General features: G+C 66.1%; 19 protein-coding genes. 10 read left to right on the top strand and 9 right to left on the bottom strand.

The window, feature by feature from the left end; translation table 11 throughout:
- Positions 1-116 precede the first annotated feature (116 nt).
- The 5 genes from N2K99_RS06945 (at position 117) to N2K99_RS06925 (ending at position 5,558) form a co-directional block, all read left to right on the top strand.
- Positions 117-1,526, top strand: a complete 1,410-nt coding sequence (locus N2K99_RS06945; RefSeq protein WP_227933305.1) for a DUF6421 family protein — start codon at positions 117-119, stop codon at positions 1,524-1,526.
- The gene (locus tag N2K99_RS06940; protein ID WP_227933304.1) at positions 1,523-2,287 is read left to right on the top strand and encodes an SDR family oxidoreductase; all 765 of its coding nucleotides are present in this window, start codon (positions 1,523-1,525) and stop codon (positions 2,285-2,287) included. The genes N2K99_RS06945 and N2K99_RS06940 overlap by 4 nt, the downstream gene beginning before the upstream one ends.
- 35 nt (positions 2,288-2,322) lie before the next feature.
- Complete coding sequence (locus tag N2K99_RS06935) at positions 2,323-3,405, top strand: low specificity L-threonine aldolase (protein ID WP_227933303.1); 1,083 nt, start codon at positions 2,323-2,325, stop codon at positions 3,403-3,405.
- Positions 3,406-3,528: 123 nt separating this feature from the next.
- The gene (locus N2K99_RS06930; protein ID WP_227922807.1) at positions 3,529-4,152 is read left to right on the top strand and encodes a DUF3000 domain-containing protein; all 624 of its coding nucleotides are present in this window, start codon (positions 3,529-3,531) and stop codon (positions 4,150-4,152) included.
- Between the two features lie 83 nt (positions 4,153-4,235).
- Positions 4,236-5,558 carry an HRDC domain-containing protein gene (locus tag N2K99_RS06925; RefSeq protein WP_227933302.1) on the top strand — a complete coding sequence of 441 codons (1,323 nt, stop codon included), beginning with the start codon at positions 4,236-4,238 and terminating at the stop codon, positions 5,556-5,558.
- A gap of 47 nt (positions 5,559-5,605) precedes the next feature.
- On the opposite strand, the gene N2K99_RS06920 is transcribed toward N2K99_RS06925, so the two are convergent.
- Together N2K99_RS06920 and N2K99_RS06915 are read right to left on the bottom strand one after the other, a co-directional pair.
- On the bottom strand, positions 5,606-7,408 hold the full coding sequence (locus N2K99_RS06920; RefSeq protein ID WP_227933301.1) for a hypothetical protein: 1,803 nt from the start codon (positions 7,406-7,408) through the stop codon (positions 5,606-5,608).
- A gap of 315 nt (positions 7,409-7,723) precedes the next feature.
- Entirely contained in the window at positions 7,724-8,206 is a 483-nt protein-coding gene (locus N2K99_RS06915) for a GNAT family N-acetyltransferase (RefSeq protein ID WP_227922353.1), read from the bottom strand.
- A gap of 64 nt (positions 8,207-8,270) precedes the next feature.
- On the opposite strand from N2K99_RS06915, the gene N2K99_RS06910 reads away from it, so the two are divergent.
- The gene (locus tag N2K99_RS06910) at positions 8,271-8,714 is read left to right on the top strand and encodes an SRPBCC domain-containing protein (protein WP_227922356.1); all 444 of its coding nucleotides are present in this window, start codon (positions 8,271-8,273) and stop codon (positions 8,712-8,714) included.
- A gap of 39 nt (positions 8,715-8,753) precedes the next feature.
- Positions 8,754-9,299 carry a GNAT family N-acetyltransferase gene (locus N2K99_RS06905; protein ID WP_227933300.1) on the top strand — a complete coding sequence of 182 codons (546 nt, stop codon included), beginning with the start codon at positions 8,754-8,756 and terminating at the stop codon, positions 9,297-9,299.
- Here N2K99_RS06905 and N2K99_RS06900 read toward each other — a convergent pair.
- Entirely contained in the window at positions 9,296-9,796 is a 501-nt protein-coding gene (locus N2K99_RS06900) for a DinB family protein (protein ID WP_227922363.1), read from the bottom strand. The two genes, N2K99_RS06905 and N2K99_RS06900, sit on opposite strands and share 4 nt — an antisense overlap.
- 119 nt (positions 9,797-9,915) lie before the next feature.
- Here N2K99_RS06900 and N2K99_RS06895 point away from each other — a divergent pair, with 119 nt between their 5' ends.
- The gene (locus N2K99_RS06895; RefSeq protein ID WP_227922365.1) at positions 9,916-10,158 is read left to right on the top strand and encodes a hypothetical protein; all 243 of its coding nucleotides are present in this window, start codon (positions 9,916-9,918) and stop codon (positions 10,156-10,158) included.
- A gap of 118 nt (positions 10,159-10,276) precedes the next feature.
- Here N2K99_RS06895 and N2K99_RS06890 read toward each other — a convergent pair whose 3' ends face one another.
- Both N2K99_RS06890 and N2K99_RS06885 read right to left on the bottom strand, forming a co-directional pair.
- Entirely contained in the window at positions 10,277-10,546 is a 270-nt protein-coding gene (locus N2K99_RS06890) for a GlsB/YeaQ/YmgE family stress response membrane protein (protein ID WP_227922367.1), read from the bottom strand.
- Between the two features lie 183 nt (positions 10,547-10,729).
- Positions 10,730-12,451, bottom strand: coding sequence for a bifunctional UDP-sugar hydrolase/5'-nucleotidase (locus tag N2K99_RS06885; protein ID WP_227922369.1), 1,722 nt, complete (start codon positions 12,449-12,451; stop codon positions 10,730-10,732).
- Between the two features lie 273 nt (positions 12,452-12,724).
- Here N2K99_RS06885 and N2K99_RS06880 point away from each other — a divergent pair, with 273 nt between their 5' ends.
- Positions 12,725-14,545: an immune inhibitor A domain-containing protein gene (locus tag N2K99_RS06880; protein WP_227922372.1), complete on the top strand. Its 1,821-nt coding sequence runs from the start codon at positions 12,725-12,727 to the stop codon at positions 14,543-14,545.
- Between the two features lie 205 nt (positions 14,546-14,750).
- On the opposite strand, the gene N2K99_RS06875 is transcribed toward N2K99_RS06880, so the two are convergent.
- From N2K99_RS06875 to N2K99_RS06865, 3 genes are all read right to left on the bottom strand, one after another.
- On the bottom strand, positions 14,751-15,272 hold the full coding sequence (locus N2K99_RS06875; RefSeq protein ID WP_227933299.1) for a GNAT family N-acetyltransferase: 522 nt from the start codon (positions 15,270-15,272) through the stop codon (positions 14,751-14,753).
- Between the two features lie 10 nt (positions 15,273-15,282).
- Entirely contained in the window at positions 15,283-15,831 is a 549-nt protein-coding gene (locus N2K99_RS06870) for a GNAT family N-acetyltransferase (protein WP_227933298.1), read from the bottom strand.
- 79 nt (positions 15,832-15,910) lie between these two features.
- Complete coding sequence (locus tag N2K99_RS06865; protein ID WP_227933297.1) at positions 15,911-16,819, bottom strand: arginase family protein; 909 nt, start codon at positions 16,817-16,819, stop codon at positions 15,911-15,913.
- Positions 16,820-16,929: 110 nt separating this feature from the next.
- Here N2K99_RS06865 and N2K99_RS06860 point away from each other — a divergent pair, with 110 nt between their 5' ends.
- Positions 16,930-17,385: a PGPGW domain-containing protein gene (locus N2K99_RS06860; protein WP_227922381.1), complete on the top strand. Its 456-nt coding sequence runs from the start codon at positions 16,930-16,932 to the stop codon at positions 17,383-17,385.
- 24 nt (positions 17,386-17,409) lie between these two features.
- On the opposite strand, the gene N2K99_RS06855 is transcribed toward N2K99_RS06860, so the two are convergent.
- Positions 17,410-18,654, bottom strand: a complete 1,245-nt coding sequence (locus N2K99_RS06855) for an MFS transporter (protein WP_227933296.1) — start codon at positions 18,652-18,654, stop codon at positions 17,410-17,412.
- Positions 18,655-18,678 lie beyond the last annotated feature (24 nt).

Genomic DNA, 18,678 nt, shown 5'->3' with positions numbered 1-18,678 from the left:
CTAATTTATCCGGTGCTTTCAGGTAAGCGTTAGGAATTTGTGAGTATGCTGGCCGCAACTACTCCACCTGCCGCCCCCGGTCTCACGGGAAGGCCCTTCCCGGAAGGCACTGCACCATGTCCTCCCCAGTTTTCCCCTCACTCTCCCGCCCGGTTTTCGCCGCCGTTACCTCCGACGTCCGGCCCGAGGAATCCGAAGCCTGGAAGGCGCTGAAGGCGGCGGCCACGGCCCTGCAGCCCCTGCAGAACAAGAACGGTTCCGTGGATCCGGAACACCACGGACAGGCAGTCGAACTGATCGGAACCATTGCCGCTGCCGTCACGGCCCTGGCGCCGGCCTTCCCGCACGACGCCGGGTACCTGCGCCTGGTGGTGGAAGACTTTGAGCGCTGGGTGGACGGCGGACTGGACAAGGAACCGGATTTCCTGGATTCACTGATGGCCTTCGCCCCGCAGCGGGACCGCGTGAACGGACTGTCCCATCTGGTGGTCTTCCCCATGTACACCCAGAACGGCAGCACCAACCGCCTCGTGGAAGCCGTGCTGATCGAGGTCATCTGGCCTGAGTTTGTCGCCGAGCTCGAGGCCGGCGAGTACTCGAACGGGCTCTTCGTCCCCATCCGCTTCCTGGACTTCACCCCGGGCTACGACACCAACTCCGCCGTGCTCTTCCCGGAAACCGTGGCCGTGCGCGAAACCCCCGCCTTCACCTGGGGCGCCATCTTCGCCGACCGCGAGGCCGCCCGCTTCCGCAAGGTCCTGGCCGCCGCCGCGGACATCACCTCCCTGCAGCTGCCGGCCGAGGCCGCCGAACTGTTGAACAACCAGCAGCTCACCGAGGAAACCTTCATCACGTGGGACCTCATCCACGACCGCACGCACATGCGCGGGGACCTGCCGTTCGATCCGTTCATGATCAAGCAGCGCATGCCCTACTTCCTCTACTCCCTGGAGGAACTGCGCTGCGACCTCACCGCGTTCCGCGAAGCCGTGAAGATCCAGCGCAACGAGGACGCCCCCGAGGAAACCCGCCGGCACGCCCGGCTGGTGCAGTACGCAGTGATCTTCGACCGCATCTTCCGCTTCGCGATCACCGGCAGCCGGGTGCGCAACTACGACGGCCTCGGCGGCCAGCTGCTCTTCGCCTGGATGCACCAGAACCACGTACTCCACTGGACCGACGGAAAGCTCAGCATCGACTGGGAGGAAGCGGCCGACGTCGTCGTCCGGCTCGGTGCCGAAATCGAGGAACTCTACTGGCGTTCCATCGACCGGCCCAAGACGGCGCACTGGCTGGCGGCGTACGATCTGGTGGCAGGAACACTGACGCCGAACCCGGCCTCGGTCTGGGCCCGCGGCCCGCAGGCCCTGCCGCTGGACGGACCGCCGCGCGGCCTTACCGACCAGGTGCTCGACGACGAATTCCCGCTCTCCATGTTCTACGAAGCCCTGTCCAAGAAGATGGCCCCGGTGATCGAATCCACGGCCGGGATCACCGGCTACAGCACGGGAGGCACCCCCGAATGAGCACTGAACCCGGCACGGCAGCCGCGGCCCCGCTGAAGGGCCGGACCGTCTTGGTGGCCGGCGCCGGGAGCCCCTCGGGCACCGCCGTCTGCGAAGCCCTGGAGGCGGGGGGTGCCAAGGTGGTTGCGGTTGGCCGCGATGCTGCACGGCTCGAGAACACGCTGTTCCACCTGTACGACGCCGACCTGCGCACCTGCGACCTCAGCGACGCCGGCGAAGTGGCGGCCCTGGCGGCCGACATGCAGGATATCTACGGCGGGATCGACGGCCTGATCCACCTCGTGGGCGGCTGGCGGGCCGGCACCGGCATCGGCTCCCAGAGCGAGCAGGACTGGGACTTCCTGGAAACGAACATCCTGCGCACCCTGCGAAATGTCAGCCGCAGCTTCTACGACCAGCTCGAGGCCTCCCCGGGCGGACGGCTGGCGATCGTCTCCTCCACGGCGGTGGAGTCCCCCACGGCCGCCGGCGCGGGATACGCGGCTGCCAAAGCCGCGGCCGAAGCCTGGGTCCGGGCCATCGCTGCAGGGTTCCGCGGCGCCCAGTCCGGACGGAAGGATAACCCGGAACCCCAGCGCGCCGCCGCCGTCGTCTTCGTGGTCAAGGCTCTGGTGGACTCCGCTGAGCGCGCCGCAGCCCCGGACCGCAGGTTCCCCGGCTACACCGACGTCGCGGACCTGGCGGCCGCCGTCGTCCGGCTCTTCCAGCAGGATGCCGCAGAGGTCAACGGGCAGCGGATTCGCCTCGTACCGTCGACGTGACCTGAACTACATCAACGTAAGAGATACTAGGAACCGTGACTGACATACTCCCCCTGCACGACACCGCAATTAAGGCTTTTGCTTCCGACAACTACTCCGGTGTCCATCCGGAAATCCTCGCCGCACTGACCGCCGCGAACCAGGGCCACCAGGTGGCCTACGGCGAAGATGTGTACACCGCGAAGCTGCGAGAGGTCCTGACCGACCAGTTCGGCAACCACATCCGCGCGTTCCCGGTCTTCAACGGCACCGGCGCGAACGTCACCGCCCTGCAGTCCCTGCTGCCCCGCTGGGGTGCGGTCATCTGCCCGACGACGGCGCACATCAACGTGGACGAGAACGGCGCACCGGAGCGGATCGGCGGCATGAAGCTGCTGGGCATCCCGACCGACGACGGCAAGCTCACGCCCGAGCTGATCGACCGTGAGGCGTGGGGCTGGGGCGACGAGCACCGCGCGCAGCCGCTGGCCGTTTCCATCACCCAGTCCACCGAGCTCGGCACGCTGTACACAGTGGAGGAGATCGCCGCGATAGCGGACCACATCCACGCACGCGGAATGAAGCTGCACATGGACGGCGCCCGGCTGGGCAACGCGGCCGCAGCGCTGGGCGTGTCCTTCAAGGAAATGACCGCCGACGCCGGCGTGGACATCCTCTCCCTGGGCGGCACCAAGAACGGGATGATGTACGGCGAATGCATCATCACCTTCGACCCGGAAGCCTCCCCCGGACTGGACTACCTGCGCAAGATGAACATGCAGCTGGCCTCCAAGATGCGGTTCATCTCCGCCCAGTTCGTCACCCTGTACGGTACGGACCTGTGGCACCGCTCGGCCTCGCACGCAAATGCCATGGCGAGTCGTCTGCGAGCCGCCGTCGAGCAGATCGACGGGGTGGAAATCACCCAGCCCAGCCAGGTCAACGCTGTCTTCGCCAAGCTGCCTGCCGGTGTCGCCGACCGGCTGCGCGGCGACTTCCGGTTCTACGACTGGGACCAGTCCACCGGTGAGGTGCGCTGGATGTGCACCTTCGATACCTCCGAGGATGATGTTGATGCCTTCGCTGCGGCCATCGCCCGCGAAGTCGCTGCGGATCCGGCACCGCTGGCCGCACGCTGAGCCTTCCGTTGCCTGCTGTCCGGCCGCTTGCGCGGCATGGACGGCAGGTAACGAAACGGCCACAGCGGCGAGCCTGCCCCGCCCCCGGCGCTGCACAGCCCGTAGTCTGCGGAGGTGAGTGCAATAGGTGACCTGTCCCAGGTGCCCCCGGATTTCCTGACCGCGCTCGGTGCCCTGCGCCGGGCGGCCTGCCGGGCGGAGCTGAAGCTGGAAGAAATTCCGGCACCCACGCGGCTGGCCCCGTATGCCGTCTCCCTCGGCGCCGAGGTTCTGGCTCCCGGCCCCGTCGGTCCGGGCAGCCTGCACGGACCCGCCGCACCGCCGGTCCCCGACCAGCTGGAGCTGGCCACCGGACGCTTCATCCTGCTCCACGATCCCGCCGGCTCCCCCGTCTGGAACGGCACCTTCCGCATCGTCACCTATATCCGCGCCGAACTGGAACCGGACATGGGCAATGACCAACTGCTCGGCTCCGTCGCCTGGACCTGGCTGGTGGAAGCGCTGGAGCAGCACAACGCCCGATACTCCATGGCCGGCGGAACGGCCACCCGGGTGCTGTCGGAGAGTTACGGCACCCTCGAGCGCCGGGATGATTCGATCGACATTGAACTCCGCGCCTCCTGGACTCCGGCCGACGCCGACGTGCAGTCCCATCTGGAAGCCTGGTCGGACATGGTCTGCACCTTCGCCGGCCTGCCCCCGCTGCCCGACGGCGTCACCCCCCTTCCCGGCCGACGCCGGAGCTGAGCGCCGCACCTGCCGCAGGCGCGGACCCGTGGGCTGTCCCCGCTGTCCGCAGCCGCTGGCTTCCTCGGTAGAATGGAATCCTTATGACCGCGCACATACCCGGCACGACCGAAAACCAGTCCAGCACCACACCCGCTTCAGCCGGGGAACAGCCGGAGCCACAGCCGATTCCGGTGCTGGAAATGCCGCGGGACGGCGTGCCGCTGGTCATTGATTCCCAGCGCGGCCTCGAACGGGCCGCCGCCGCCCTGGCCGCGGGCACCGGCCCGGCCGGTGTCGATGCCGAACGCGCTTCCGGATTCCGCTACGGCCAGCGCGCGTTCCTGGTCCAGATCCGCCGCGAAGGTGCCGGTACCTGGCTGATCGATCCGGAAGCCTTCAACGACCTGCGCATCATCAACGAGGCCCTGAGCGGCGTCGAGTGGATCCTGCATGCCGCAACCCAGGACCTGCCCTGCCTTTCGGCCCTGGGCATGTGGCCCGATAAGCTTTTCGACACCGAACTGGCGGCCCGCCTCGCCGGACTGCCCCGCGTGGGCCTGGCCGCCGTCATCGAAACCCTGCTCGGCTTCTCGCTGGCCAAGGAACATTCGGCTGCGGACTGGTCCACCCGCCCGCTGCCCGAACCGTGGCTGCGCTACGCCGCGCTCGACGTCGAGGTCCTCGCCGAGCTGCGCCTGGAACTGATCCGCGTTTTGGAGGAAGCCGGCAAGCTGGAACTGGCCGAGGAGGAATTCGAAGCCATCCGTACCGCTCCGCCGGCGCCCCCGCGGGTGGATCCCTGGCGCCGCACCTCCGGCATGCACCAGCTCCGGGACCGCCGCCAGCTGGCCGCCGTCCGCGAACTCTGGACCGAACGCGAGCACCTGGCCGAACTGCGGGACACCGCCCCCGGCCGGCTCATTCCGGATTCCGCTATTGTCGCCGCCGCCCGGGCCATGCCGACGACGGTGCCGCAGCTGCTCAAGACCCCCGGCTTCCACGGCCGTGCCGCGCAGAAGGAGGCACCGCGCTGGCTCCGCTGCATCTCCGCGGCGCGCTCTACTGCGGACCTGCCCCCGCTGCATATCCCGACCCATGCCCCGCCGCCTCCCCGCGTCTGGGCCAAGAATGATCCGGCTGCCGCTGCCCGCCTGCAGACCGCCAAACCGCGGCTCACCGCGCTGGCCGAGAAGCTGAACCTGCCGCTGGAGAACCTGCTCACGCCGGACCATCTGCGGCGTCTGGCCTGGCGGCCGCCTGCCGAGATCAACCTGGAGACCGTGGGCGCCGCGCTGCGCGAACTCGGTGCCCGGGAGTGGCAGATCGAGCAGACCGCCGCTGTCCTCACCGTGGCCTTCCTCGATCCGGACCCGCTGGAGGAAAAGCCGGCTGAGGACAAATCCGCCGGCCACCGCGGCCGCTAGCGGGTACTGCCCCGGGCAGGCTTCCCTACTGCTTCCCTACTGCTTCCCTACTGCTTCCAGGTGGTAATCCGGTGGGCATGCTCCGGCAGCCACTCCTGAAGGGGAGCCACCAGTTCCGGGTCCACAACGACGTCAAGGTCCATGGAGGACTCCAGGATCGGCTCGACGGCGTTGGGTACCTGGTTCGGGCCCTTGTACAACGGCTTCAGCATGGGAATTGCCGGCTGGACGCCTTCTGACCAGATACCCTGCAGCGTCAGGGACCACTGGGCCATCAGCAGCGGATCAGTGCCGACATCGTGCCCGACATAGATAAACGGCTGCCTGCCTGGAACGGCCATGGCCTCAAGCTTCTCGATTGGCTTAGGGAGCGGCCCGGACAGTGACTTGTCCTGGTTGACAGCAACCTCCGAGCCAAATGCCGAGGCCTTCAGTCCCTTTTCGTCCAGGCCCGTGTACGGGGCACCAAAGAAATGGGTGGCACAGAGCGTTGCAAGGACGGATGCCGCGGTAACCGTACGCCGATCCGCCATTGCGCGGATCCGCGGGAGTAGAAGTTCACCGGCGCCAATGACTGCGCAGACCACCGCAACCAGTTCCACTGCCAGCATCGACTTGTGGAAGTAATACGTGATCTCGTCAGCGCTTGTCAGCTGGAACACCGCCAAGGCGATGAGCAGCACGGCCGCGTAAAGCGGTGTGGCCAGAAGCCAGGCAGAATGCCTCTGCATGGTGCGGGATCGGGTCCCGCGTGACGCTGCCAGCGCCCAGACCACCGCGGCAGTCGCGAAAACGAAAATGAGGGTCAGGCCGGGATCCGTTTCATGCATCCCGCCATCAGTGTTCAGCACTTCCCCGGCGGACATTTTCCGAAGCTGCCAGGCCGCCGCCAGTACGCCTGCAAGGCCGATGCCGATAATCAATACCTGGCCCGTGAGTTCCGGCCAGCGCCAGTCGCGGCGGTGCGACAGCAGATACGCGGCATAGACGATAACCGCCGGGAGGCAAAGGACGAGCAGCAGGATCCAGCCGTGTGCCACTCCTACGACGGCAAGCACCAAAGCCGCTGACGAGACAAGGGGATGCAGGAGTGTCCGCAGGTGTACCAGCGCTATGGCAGCAATGGAGAGGGCCACGGCGAGTCCAAAATTGGGGAACGCGTTGAACACCGGGATGCCTCCCGGGCCCACGACCCAGGCGGCGCACGCCAACGCCGTCAACGGTGCCGTCACTGCCAGACGGCGCCGGAATACCGGCAGGGCAGTCAGCGCCGAAACCACCAGAACGGTCCCGAGGATGGAACTGACCCCTACAAGCTTGAGGAACAGGGTAGCTTCACCGGCAACGTCCATGGCTTCATTGCCCATGGAAATCTCCGCGAGGGACGCCAGCAGGGCGTGATACCCCTGCGGATAGGCTGAGGCGGTCCACGCGCTGCCGTCGAATGCCGGCGGAAGCACCGCGATCACTGAGCCGTGGTTCCGGATCATGTTGAACATGTTGAAGTGCGGGGCAAAATCCCACGACCGCGTCAGGAGGAACAGGGTGGAGTCGAGGCTTCTGGACAAGAGGTAATTATGGACAACCCAGGTAGACGCAGCGCCGGCAAGGATCGGGAGGGCGTCCATGGAACGGAACTCCGGCAGCAGCCTCCGCAGGGACAAGCCCCTGACAGCCCCGGCGCCGGCTGAACCGCACAGGGCCCCCGCTGCCAGCGCCAGAAGGATAGTGCCCCGGTCCGTAAACAGCACGTCGGCTTTGATCCACCACAGAAACGGGGAGATACCGGCCAATCCGATGATGCCGAGCAGGATCCGAAGCGAAAAAGACCTGGCTACGGGAGTAAGCATGATCATCCCGGCCAACAGAACCAAGCTGCCCCATCCGACGAGGCCTCCGGCTCCCCGGACTGCCACGACTGTCCCAAACCCGGCAGCGGAGCAAACCAGGGCGACCAACACCCACGTGAATGTGGCACGGTTGGTGCGGCGCGGAGCCCGATGCGAGGACGACAAATGACGTGGGAGCGCGGTGCTCTGTTCGTCGGTGGCTGTTGTTCTGATCTCGTCCCCCATTACCTAACCCGAAAAATCCCGGCGTCTTACAGTACCAGCAGTGTGGCATCGGCCTGCCCGCACCGCCATGCACGGGACGGCGCCCGTTGCCTAACCGTTGGCTGCCGGCTCCCCCAGATCCAGTTCAAGCACCCAGGCCTCCGCGGTTTCCCCGCGTGGATCGATCACGAAACCCAGCTGTTGGTAGGCCCGCAGGGCGACGGTGTTCCCCTTGATGACCCTCAACCCCGCGCTCCGGGCGCCCTGGGCGCGGGCTCGTCCCACGACCATCCGCATCAACCGTTTCGAAAGCCCCTGCCCCCGAAATAACGGGTTTACGATGACCCGAGCAATATGCGCGTGCCCGTTCCGTACGGTCAGCTCGGCATGCCCAAGCGGCGGTGTCCGCCCGGCACACATTACCCAAGAGGTGAGTCCCGGCACGGCAGCCGGTTCCGCGAACTGTGCACCGGTTGGCGGCCACGACAGCCGGGGGCCGGCAAACATCAAAAGCGCGGCGTCGTCGGGAATCCAACTGATGATGGTGTCCAGGTCCTGGGCGGTACGTGGGCGGAGGGATAGCGGTTCGGGCATGTATGGATTATCGTCACCCGCGACGGCACCCGGTAGTGCCACCCCACAGGAAAGCGGATCCACTATGGACGAGACAGCTTCGACGATCTACCGCACGCACATCGCAGCACCTCCCGGCCGGATCTGGGCAGAGTTGACTGCCGCCGACACCCCGAAGGCCTGGATGTGGGACTCGGTCCTGACCGGATCGTTGGCGGAGGGCAGCTCCTATGCCTTCCGCTACGACGGCGAGGACCTGATCACCGGAACGGTCCTGGCAGTGGAGGCCCCCGTACGCCTGGCCCTGACCTTTAACCCGGAATGGGATGGAACGGTGGCCGGCGAATCTCCCGGTGTCCTCGAATACACCCTGGAACAAGCCGGAGACGGGTGTGATCTGACCGTCCGCATCACCGGGCTGCACGGAGCCTCTGCCGTTTCCGTGGACCACGACACACCGGGCATCTACGCGGGGCTGAAGACCCTGTTGGAAGCAGTTCCCGTGGCCGGACACGCGGAACCTGCCTGAGGGGTTGGGTAGCCCTGACTGAGGGCGCAATAATGGCGGATGCCACTTCTCGCGCAGACCCCGGACACAATCCAGGTGGGGAGGTTCACCCTCCACATCCTGACGGCGGCGGACTGGCGCCTTGAGCAGGCCCTGTCCAGGGACGGCGACGTCATCCGCTGGACCCTTTTCCCGCCGGACCTCAGCGAGGATCGGGCCCGTTACCGTATGAGCCGGGCAGCGGAAGCCCGCGGCGAGAGCCTCCTGGCCCGGTACTCGCTGCGGGAGGGCAATGAGGTGCTGGGCACAGCGGGAATCTCATCCACGGTGGACGGCACGCCGGAGCTTATGTATGCACTGTTGCCCTCCGGCCGCGGCCGAGGCGCCGCCACTGCCGCCACGCGTGGACTCAGCGACTGGGCACTGGCCAGCGGCATTCCCCAGGTCGCCCTGCGCACCATTTACGGAAACAGCCTAAGTGAGGCGGTTGCGCGCAGGGCCGGATTCCATCCGGTGCGGACCGAGCAGCAGCGCCAGCGCGGTGCACTCGTCAAGATGTACTACTGGACCAGATCCGGTTCGGACGGTGCTCGCCTGACGGACTAGTCGCCGGTGGAGCCGTCCAGCAGCTCGCGCAGAATGTCCAGGTGTCCACAGTGCCGGCCGGTTTCCTCAATCATGTGCACCAGCACCCAGCGCACGCTCTGTCCCCCGTTGCCGCCCCGGCAGCGGTCCTCCAGGTCGTACCGCGCCAACACTTCCCGCGACCGGCTGCAGGCAGCGCCATAGTCGGCGAGCAGCCCGGCCAGGCTGTCTGACTCGGAGACGCGGAACTCGCCGTCCGGGTCCTCTTCGGACCACCGTGTCGGCACCCCCTGCTGTCCGTCTATCCGGTCCAGGAACCAGAACTGCTCGACGTCGGTCAAGTGCTGAACGAGTCCGGAGACCGTTGTGAGGGACGGCAGTAGCTGCTTGGCGCCGTCGGCGTCGCTGAGTCCTGCCGCCTTCAGGTGCACTGTGGCCCGGAAGTAGTCCAGGAAACCGATCAGGGTCTCACGTTCGCCTGCTGTCTCGGGCGGTTCCACTCGGGTGTCATTTTCCATGGCCCCAATCTAAGTGAACCTTCCCCCTATCGGCCGTATTTACATAGGGTGCCGAACAGGTTAGGGTGGTAATCCCTTGGTTTAGACGCGGGCCCGGGTTCCTCTGTTTAGGATGCTCAATGACCCAACGTCCCATTGTTTCCATTGACCTGTTTGCGGACTTTTCCGCAATGACGGACAGCACGCTTGAATCCCTGTGCGATCAGGCGTTTATCCAACTTGAAGACGGCCCCCTCGTTGAAGGGCTTCTGGCGTTCTACCTCTCCCTTCAAGCGGAGATTCAAGATCGTGAGGCCCAGGCCGCACCGAGGTCGGAACTCCCGGCGCAACGGCAGAGCAGCCGGCAGCCCGTATCGGCCTAGACCGGGCCCGAACCCTGAGCATTGTTTCCGGCTGAAAAAGCAGCCTTAAACCAAGCCGTCCCGGCACTCAACGCGTTGTACGCGTCGAGTGCCGGGACGGCTTGGTTAATGGTGCGGTCTAGCGGCGGACCTGGTTGCCCTTGCCGCGCCCGGCAACGCCCTCGGCGACGCCGATCAGCAGGATGGCGGCGACAACGGCGACGATGAAGCCAAGGATGTTGAGCTCCCAGATGTCGCCGGTGCCCAGCAGGCTCGCGATGACTCCGCCGATGACGGAGCCGACAAGGCCCAGAAGGAGAGTCGCAACGATTCCCAGGTTCTGCCGGCCCGGCTTGATCAGCCGCGCGAGGGCTCCGATGACAAGCCCTGCAATGATGAATCCGATCATGGTTCTGGTCCCTTCGTAGCGGTGCATGCAACGGGAGCACGAGGCGCCCGCGCGTTCTGCAGTTAAGCTTAGACAAAACCCGCTGGATTTCCTAAGCGTGCTGTCTAATTCGGCTTGGGCACGCCCGGATAACCGGACGATTGGGTCCGGCCATCCCGGCCCTGTCAGCTGCCCGGCGCCCGGCTATTCGAAGACAGGCACCCCGTTGCGTACCAGTCGCCAGTTGTTCTCGGCAAAATCAGCCGGATCCACGGTCCCCTGGGCCACCACATAGTCGATGAGCAGCTGCCGGATTTCCGTCTGCTGGTTCACCAGCACCGGAGCCGTGGAAATGTGCGGGAAGTTCCCGCCGCCGGACTGCCGGTAGTTGTTGGTTGCCACGGCAAACCGCTGGGCCGGATCCACCGGAGCCCCGTTGAAGCTCAGGTTGACGATGCGCTCCCCCACCGGGCGGCTGATGTCGATGTCGTAGTCGACGCCGGACATCATGTCGTAGTTGTAGTCGGGGGTGCCGCCCGCATTGGTCAGCGTGGCGGGATCCACCGGTGCGCCGGGGGCGGTCTGGGTGAAGTACTTCGCCGAGTACTCCAGGTACTCCTTGACCTGTGCACCGGTCATTTCGACGCCGAACAGGGTGTTCGGGAAGACGTACAAACCGGCAAGGTCCCGGATGGTGACCGGACCGGCGGGAATTTCCGCGGTGCGGCTGAAGGGTGCCACCAGGGAGAGCACCGGCAGGTCGGCGTTGGGGCCGCCGTCGAGCGCCCGGTCCATCGCCTGGGCCTGGACGGAATTCACGAAGTCCATCACGGCGGTGTCGCGGTACCGGGACTCCTCCGCGGGCATCGACTCGGTGGCATTGCCGACGGGCGTGTTGACGTAGTCGATCACGCGCTGGTGCTGTTCGGCTACCAGCTTGGAGACCACGGGGTCCGCCTCGACGGTGTTGGCGTTCAACAGGGACGCCGACGCCGAGGTCACGTCCCACTGCCCGCGCACCTTGGTCAGTTCGAAGTCCATTACGGACAGCCGCATGCCCCAGTTCAGCGGCTCGGTCAGCAGGACCTTCTCGCCAGTGGTCTTGTTGGCCACGAAGCGTTCCGGGATTTCCTGATGGGCATGGCCCACCAGGATGGCGTCGATGCCGGGCACGGTTTCAGCCAGCTGGGTGGAGGCGTTTTCCAGCGGCAGGTCGTCACCGTAGGAGGAGGTGCCGGAGGTTCCCGAGTGGGCGCTCACCACCACCACGTCGGCGCCGCGGGCCTTCATTTCCGGAACGTATTTCTGTGCCTGCTCCACGATGCCGGGAAATTCGAGCTTCCCGTCAACGTTGTTCTTGTCCCAAATGGCCACCCCGGGATTGGTGAGTCCCAGAACCCCGACCTTCACGGGTTTGTTGCCCTTGGTCTTGACCGTCTTGATGATGTACGGGGTGAAGGCAGGTTTGTCCGTTGCGGCGTCTACGGCGTTGGCTCCGAGCAGCGGGAAGTCCAACTGGCCTTCAAACTCGCGCAGCAATTCGAGGCCGTAGTTGAATTCATGATTACCCAGCGCCGCGGCGTCGTAGTCCATGGAATTCATTGCCGCAGCCATGGGATGGATTTCCCCGGTCTCGGTGATCGGCTCCGTGTTGGCGAAATAGTCGGTCAGGGAGGTGCCTTGGATGGTGTCACCGGCATCTATCAGCATGGTGGATTCCACGCCGCGGTCAGCACGGACAGAGTCCACCAGAGTGGAGACCTTTGCCAATCCGACGTCGTTGTGTGCGGCGTCGTCGTATTCGCCGTCCTTGAAATAATCCCAGTTCTCGACATAGCCATGCATGTCGGAGGTCCCCATAACCGTGACACTGGTTTTCTGGTCCTTGCCGGCATGCTCAGGCGGCGCGGCTGCTGCGGGTGTCATCGACACGAGTGTAACTGCCACGGCCGCGGTGACTGCGGTGGCAGCACCCCGGCGACGGACGGATGAATGCATCAAACTAAACAACTCCTCATAGTGCGTGTAAATGTCCCCTTAGGCACCCTTACAGGTAAAAGTCCCATTCCGGAAGACCTCGGTGTTCTTTTGCTTCCACTTTTTCCCAAATAAAAAAACACCGGCCCTTCTCGCCCGAAAGGCGACATCCAAAACGTAACGTAATCCCACCTCACTCACACGCTGCACTAAGGGGAAGCCTTGAAAAACGAAAACAGGCACCGGAGTTTCCGGTGCGCATTGGTGTTGGCCATCGGCAGTGCCGTTGTCCTCTCCCCGGTGGCGGCCGTAGCCGCCCCGGCCAAACCGGCGCCGGCTCCCAGCGGGTTCTCCGCCGCACCGGGGCCGGACGGGAACGCCGCCAAAGCAGACGACCGTTCCGATCCCGCGGCCGACGAACGCCGTCAACTGAACCAGCAGGCTATTGAAAAGGTCCTCCGCTCAGAAGCGCCCGTGCAGACACGCGGCGGTTCGAAGGCCGTGCAGGTGGCGCCCGGGCAGTGGGCGGAGTACGGGTTGGAGGACAGCGACCAGATCCTGTCCTTCCTCATCGATTTCGGCAACCAGGTGGATCCGCGCTTCCCTACTGCGCCCGCCGGGCCGCAGCACAACCAGATTCCGGAACCGAACCGCGCGGTGGACAACTCGACGTACTGGGAGCCGGACTTCGACAGGCAGCACTATCTCGATATGTTCTTCGATCCGCAGGAAGAATCATTGAAAACCCTCTATGAGGAGATGTCCAGCGGCCGCTACACGGTCGACGGCGATGTCAGCGACTGGGTTACGGTCCCCTACAACTCCGCCAGCTACGGCGAGACCGAAAGCCAGCAGGACATGACCCGCTTCGTGCAGGACGCCGCCGATGCCTGGTACGAAGCGCAGATTGCTGCCGGCAAGAGCGCCGCTGACATTGACGCCTACCTGGCCGGGTTCGACCAGTGGGACCGCTACGACTACAACAACAACGGCAACTTCGATGAGCCCGACGGCTACATCGACCACTTCCAGGCAATTCACGCAGGCGAGGGCGAAGAGGCCGGCGCTCCGACGTCGACCATCTGGTCACACCGCTGGTCAGTGGGCCAGGCCGGCGCCGGCACGCAGGGACCCGCGACCAACCCGTTCGGAGGTATCCGGATCGGCGATTCCAAGGTCTGGATCCGCGACTACACCACGGAACCGGAAAACGGCGGCCTCGGCGTGTTTGCACACGAGTACGCCCATGACCTCGGCCTTCCGGATCTCTACGACACCAGCGGCGGCGAAAACAGCACCGGATTCTGGACGCTCATGAGCTCCGGTTCCTGGCTGGGCCACGGCGACGGAACCATCGGCACCACGCCGAACCACATGGGGGCCTGGGAAAAGCTGCAGCTCGGCTGGCTGGACTACGACACCGCGGCCGCCGGCACAAAGTCCACCCACAAACTCGGCCCGGCCTTCCACGCAACCAAGAAACAGCAGGCCCTGGTGGTTACGCTGCCCCGGGATGCCGCCGGAAACGGCCGTTACTACATTGCCGAAAACCGGCAGTACATGGGTTATGACGACACACTGCGGACCGGACCGTACAACTTCGGCTGGGCCGTCAGCGCCCCGGACCGGGTGGAGCACTACCCTTACCAGGACGGCCTGCTGGTCACCTACTGGAACGCCGGACAGCGGAACAACAACACCCGCCAGCACCCGGGTGCGGGTCTGATCCTTCCGGTTGATGCGCATCCGCAGACCCTGCGGTGGTCCGACGGCACCATCGCCCGCAACCGCATCCAGAGCTTCGATGCCACCTTCGGCAAGGAAGCCACCGACCCGATCCTCCTGCACCGGGAAACCGCCACCGTGATGACCACTCTGCAGGCACCGTCCCGTCCCGGCGTTCCGGTATTCGATGACACCAATCCGAACGCCTACTACGATCCGGCGAACCCGCAGGCAAGCGTGGTGGTGGCCGGAACGGGCACGAAGATCACCGTCGTGAACAGTAATCCGAAAGGCATGATGACGGTGCGGGTGAACTAGTTCACCCCTGGCTGGTTCCAGCGGCTTGGCCCGCCTACGGGCCTGACTCCGGCGGCAACGAAATTCCAAAGCTCGCAGAGCTCGCTTGGAATATTAAAGCCGCCTCCGCCAGACCCTACGGCTAACCCGGCAGCGTCACCGCACGATCGAAAAGGCAGGGCCTCGATACGCTTCGAGGCCCTGCCGTTTCGTTGGTGCTACGTCCTTAAGCCGTTAGGAGGGAGTCATCCCATTGTTCTTCGCCGTCCTCATCGAAATGGCCGGTCGGGGTGAGGCCCAGGTGGCGGGCGACAGAGGCTGAGGCAGTGTTTTCCGGATGGATGGAAGCCGTGATCCGGACCGATGGCTGGTGGTGCCGGAGCCAGGCGGCCATGGCTCGGGCGGCCTCGGTGGCAGCACCCCGGCCCTGGAACGCCTCACCCACCACCCACGCAACGTCCGACGTCGGCCCGTCCGCTTCCACCGTGGCCTGGACAAATCCGATGCTTCTGCCCTGTTCACGGATAATCCAGTTGAGCCAGGTCTGACGGCCGTCCGGCGAGGATCCCACCGATTGGGCGGCATACCGCTTCTCCAGCTCCTCAGCTGTCGGTGCCTGACCGCCGATGTACTTGTAGATGGCTGTGCCGGCTAACGCCTTCGCCATTTCCGCCGCGTGGTGCACACCCAAAGGCTCCAGCGTGAAGCGCTCCGTGATGATCAGGGCGGCCCGCAGGTTACCTCGCATCGCTCCCCCCTTAAAGGATCCGCTGGAAGAGCAGATGGTCCTGCCACTCTCCGGCAATTCGCAGGTAGTCCGGTGCCATGCCGATCCGCTCAAACCCGGAGCGGTCCAGGACTCTCTGCGACGCAGCGTTCTCCAGCAGGGTTGCCGCCTGGATCCGGTGCAGCCCGAGCTGGCTTCGACCCAATTCGACGACTGCCGCCACCGCTGCTGTGCCGATCCCCCGTCCGGCGTAGTCGCCGTCAACCCAGTAGCCGAGGTTGGCCGACTGGAAGGGACCGCCGACGATCCCGGTGAGGGTGATGGTCCCGATGATCCGCTCCTGATGAACCAGGACCCAGGGAACCTCCGTTCCCGCGGCATGCTGGACCAGCTTTGACCGGATGACCGAGCGTTGGCCTGCAGGAGTGAAGAACGTATCCTCCCGGAGCGGTTCCCAGGGCGCCAAGTAGGCCCGGTTCCGGTCGTAGGCGGCGGCGAGCGCATCGGCGTCGGACAAGTCCGCGACCCGAAGCCGAACACCGTGCAGCAGCTGTGTGGCGGGAAAAGGTTCGCTAAGCACACTTCAGGGTAGCCGCCATGTTCCCGGTCACTGCGTTAAGCGCATACCCCCCGCGCGTCGCCTCTGGAGCGTCAGCCGGCTAATCCCCGGAGGCAGCGCCCAGGTCCCGGAGTCCTGCGGCAAGGACTTCGGCCAGCAGGCGGGCGTAGGCACCGTCCGGATCCAGGTCCGGATCGAAGATGGTTACTTCTGCGCCCACGGCCCCGGGGGCCAATGCCTGCAGCAGCTCGGTCAGCTCCTCCGGGGTGAGGCCGCCGGGATCGGGACTGTCGACTGCCGGCAGGTAGGCCGGGTCCAGGACGTCCACGTCGATGTGCAGCCAGTATCCGTTGCTGCCGCGGCCGGCAACAGCTACGGCCCGGTCCGCTGCCGCCGCCGGACCAGCGCTGCGGACGTGGCTTGTCGGCATGGTGGCTCCCAGCAGGGCAGTTGCCTCGTGGAGTTCCTCATCGTTGTCCCGGCAGCCGATGTGCACTGTGTCGGAAGGGGCGAAGTAGGGTCCATAGCCGTCGAGGTCCGCGAGCCGGGGCCAGTGCAGGCCGACGGCGGCGGCCAGATCTTCGCCGCCCACGCTCGCGCAGACGCTGCTGTTGCCCGGATGCCGAAAATCGGTGTGGCCGTCAACATGGACCAGGCCGAAGCGGCCGCGGCGGGCAAGGGCGAGGCCGGCGCCCAAAAGGATGCTGCAGTCCCCGCCCAGGACCAGCGGTGAGCCGCCGTCGTCGAGCAGCGCTCCCAGCCGGTCCGCTAAGCGCCTTGCATGATCAACCAGCGCTTCCTGGTTCCGCACCCGGCCCTCTCCCGGCACCCAGTCGGCGGCGTACCGGCCGCTGAGCACCACGCCGGCGTCGATGCTGCCGGCGTCCAGGAAGCTGCGGAACAACCCTGCCTCGCGCAATGCCTCCGGAGCCTTGGCACAGCCGGGTACGCTGCCCGTCTGCGGCGGGCGGAGGCCAAGGTTCGAGGGTGCCGAAAGGAGGGCGATCACCGGCCCAGTCTGCCACCCACGGCGCCTGCCGCCCATACCCGGTTCCCTCCTGTGGGTCGTTGCGGGCGGCAGCGCGGCCAACTCGCAGGTTGGTGTGGAAAGCTGGCCCCATGAATAGGACGGAACGGATTCCAGCGTGGCTGCGCCGCACCGGCATTGAGGTGGCCGGATGGTCCCTGGTGATCCTGGGCCTGGCCGCCCTGGTGCTCCCCGGCCCGGGCCTGCTCATGGTGGTGGCCGGGCTGGCCGTCCTGTCCCTGCGCTATGCGTGGGCCCACCGCTGGCTGCATCCGGTGAAAGCACGCGCTTTCCGTGCGGCCGCACAGGGGGTGCAGACCACGCCGCGGATTGTCGCGACTGTCAGCGGCGGCCTGGCAGTCATGGCCGCCGGCGTGATCTGGGGGCTTTGGCGGCAGGTGCCGCATTGGTGGCCGCTGCAGGATTCCTGGTGGCTGCCCGGCGGGTGGGTCACCGGTGGAACTCTCATTGCGTCGGGTGTCATCGGCCTGGCCCTGATTGTTTACAGCTATGTGCGTTTCCGCCGTCCGGGGTCATCCCGTCATTAGGTCCTCGACGCCGGGTTGGCCCTTCTAGCGGAACCCGGCCAGCGACTTGGTGAAGGCGACCGGCAGCGCGGCCAGTCCGGCCAGCGCTGCCCACAGCCAGAGCACTGGCAGGGTGCCCGCTGCCGCTGCCGCCAGCCCGGCCAGCAGCGCTGCCACGGGCATCACGCCGAGGGTCAGCGTCCGTTGCGCAGCACCCACCGTGGCCAGTTCATTCCGCGGTACCGTCCGCGGCAGCACTTCCGCACCGGCCACGCCGGACAGAGCCACCAGGAAGCCCCAGGCCAGGGTGGAGCCCGCTAGCCACACCAGCGCCGGACCGGGGAGAACGGAACAGAACACCGCCAGCAGGACGGCGGGCACCGACAGCAGGGCGGCACCGCTCCTGACCGCTTTCAGCCCCAGCCAGCCGCTGAGGTACGGTGCGGCCGCAGCACCGGAAACGGCTCCGAGAGCGGACAGCACGCCCAGTGCAGCAAAGGCCGACGCCGGGACAGCCAGGTCTCGCAGCACGTAGACCGGCAGGACGGTGTTGCCCACCATGGCGCCGGCATTCGTCAGGCAGGCGGACAGAGACAACGCCCGCAGCGCCGGGGTGCGCCGCAGCGCGGCGAAACCCCGGCGTGCCCGCCCTCGTGCGGGCCGCCCGGAAACAGGCGCAGCCGCAGGCAGCCGGATTCCGTGTTGAAGCAGCCAGGACGAGGCATAGGCCGCAGCACCGGCCAGGAGCAGCACCGGCATCCCCGCCAGGCCCAGGACAGCGCCGGCCGTCGCAGCGCCGCCGGCCGTCGTCGCCTGGTTGATCATGGCCAGCCGGGAGTAGGCCCGCTTCATTCCCTCCGGTCCGGACACCACCGGGACAACGGTGGAATGGGCGGTGGTGAAAAGGAGGTCCGCGATGCCGATCAGCACGGCCGCAGCGAACAGCCCGGGTCCGGAGAGCCACCCCTGCCAGACGCCGGCTGCGAGGAACAGCAGGACTCCGCATCGCAGCAGGGAAGCTGAACCCATCGCAAGCAGCGGTTTGCCGATGCGGTCCACGGCCACTCCGGCGCTCATGCCCAGCAGCAGGAAGGCTGCAATTCCGGTGGCGTTGAGAATACCCACAAATACCGGTCCCAGACCCAGCACCGCAACCGCAAGGATGGGCAGGACCGTACGGGTCAGGGCGTCGCCGAACCCCTCCGCCGCGGCGGTGGAGGCGAGGAACCGGAAAGGGCGTCCGCTCTGGGACCGGGCCGTCGCCGGCTCCGGAAGTTGTTCAGTTGCCACGCGGCTCCCCCTCATCGGTGTCAG

Origin of the sequence: Arthrobacter sp. zg-Y1110 (genome assembly GCF_025244865.1) — a bacterium.
GTDB lineage: Bacteria > Actinomycetota > Actinomycetes > Actinomycetales > Micrococcaceae > Arthrobacter_B.
The sequence above is the reverse complement of the archived record's forward strand: the minus strand, read 5'-3'. Positions and strand labels throughout refer to the sequence as shown.